General features: G+C 59.5%; 1 protein-coding gene. It reads right to left on the reverse strand.

All coding sequences use genetic code 11. The annotated features are described in order from the left end of the window. On the reverse strand, positions 1–1,174 hold a 1,174-nt coding region (locus EOA24_RS36860; RefSeq protein ID WP_133374844.1), incomplete at its 3' end, for a DNA repair exonuclease. Between the last annotated feature and the right edge of the window lie 578 nt (positions 1,175–1,752).

A 1,752-nucleotide genomic window follows, 5' to 3' on the forward strand; every position in this document is an offset into this window, starting at 1 on the left:
ATTCATCTTTGCCTGCGAAACCGCGGGCGTCTGGCGGCAGGTCCGCGATCGTCTTCAATATGAGATCTCGCGCGTCGGACCGAAAGGCTTCTGACCCAGCGTTGTCGCGCATGGACTGCGCAAGCTCCAGTGTAGGATCGGCACCGCCTTCCAAATCCCCGATCACGGTAGTCGAAAGGGCGAGTTCCACCTTCTCAACCCAACTATTGCCCACCTGCTCGGCAGCCTGTTCGGCTTCTGCGATCAGCAAATCCCGGTCGCGGATCAGCGACCAGGACAGCGCCGAAGTGCCGGTCAGGCCAAGGCGGGCAACGAGGTAGCGCGATCTGGCAGCCTCCCGGGACTGCTCCAGCCCTGCTCGGATACGGACGATCGCCTCGCTCCATTCCGACGCCCCGGTCAGATCGATGCTCACCCGCTCGAACTGCGCCACGCTGGTGAGCCGCTCCGCCATCTCGACGGAGCGATCGTCGCGAATGGTGACCAGCGTGACTGACTTCTCGCCCGCCTCGTTGATGTCCCTCCCCTGGGGGATCCCTGGCATTACAAGCGTACTCGCGCCGGAATACACCTGGCGAACGTGGATGTGGCCAAGCGCCCAATAGTCAAAGCCGTGGCCGTGCAGGTCGGCAACGCTGCAGGGAGCATAAACGTCATGGCCTGGGGAACCGGCCAGGCTCGTGTGCATGATGCCGATGTTCGCAGCTCCCTCCTGCGGGCCTGCATATTTCGGCAGCAGGCTTTCGGGCGCCTTCGGGCTGGCGAAGCTCAGCCCATGGAAGGCGACGTCCACCCCGACGCCACGCTGGATCACGGATTGGCAGCGGCCGCCAAAAGTGGTCACCGTGTCGGGCAATACGAGCTGCTTGGTAATCCGCGACATGGCGTCGTGGTTGCCGCGGATCATGTAGACCCTGACCCCTGCTTGATGGAGGCGCGTCATCTGGGAAGCGAGAAAGCGAGCCGTCTTCATCGAAGTCTGGTCGCCATCGTAAAAATCGCCGGCAACAACGAGAGCGTCGACGCGCTCCTCCAGACACAGATCCACTATTGCGGTGAATGCCTGGCGGCTGGCATCTCCGACCAGCTCGGCAAGTTCGGAATTTCTGAGTGCGAGCGAGCGCAGTGGCGAATCGAGGTGGATGTCGGCCGTATGAATAAATCGAAATGACATTCGAGGGACTCTCCAGGTCCGAACGAGAAGTTCAGGCAAAATGCCGACGCCAAGTCTATCTAGTCGGGGCCGTTACGGCGCACGGTGAAGGCAGCTGTCTCGGTATCAAAGTCAGGCAGCCTTCCGCAACAGTCCTGGTGAGCAAGATCATGAAATTAGGATCGGACCACCCGCCCCTTCTGCGGTGCATTCGCTTCACTCCCTTTTTTGGCCGACCCAAACTATCGCGTGGATAAACAAGGCGTTTGTACTCGCACGACCGGCAAGAGCCTTTTATATCCCGAAAATACTGTTAATCTGAACACGGGGGACTGGGGTCAATGCAATCTGCCGATAGTTCAGAGTTAGTAACAAATGATAGTGTCGCAGCGGAAAGCCCGCCTATTCCGCGCATAGTCGCGGACGTAGCGTCTAGCTTCACATATGCATCCTATCAGAATGCAATTCCGGTTGTTCGATCCATCCGGCTCGATAACGACTCCGCGCGCAGTCTTGACAATTGCCGGCTCGAACTGACTTCATCGCCGTCGGTCCTGCGGCCGAAAACCTGGACAATTGACCGCCTCGTTCCCGGCGAC

Source organism: Mesorhizobium sp. M2A.F.Ca.ET.039.01.1.1 (assembly GCF_003998035.1).
Lineage (GTDB): Bacteria > Pseudomonadota > Alphaproteobacteria > Rhizobiales > Rhizobiaceae > Mesorhizobium.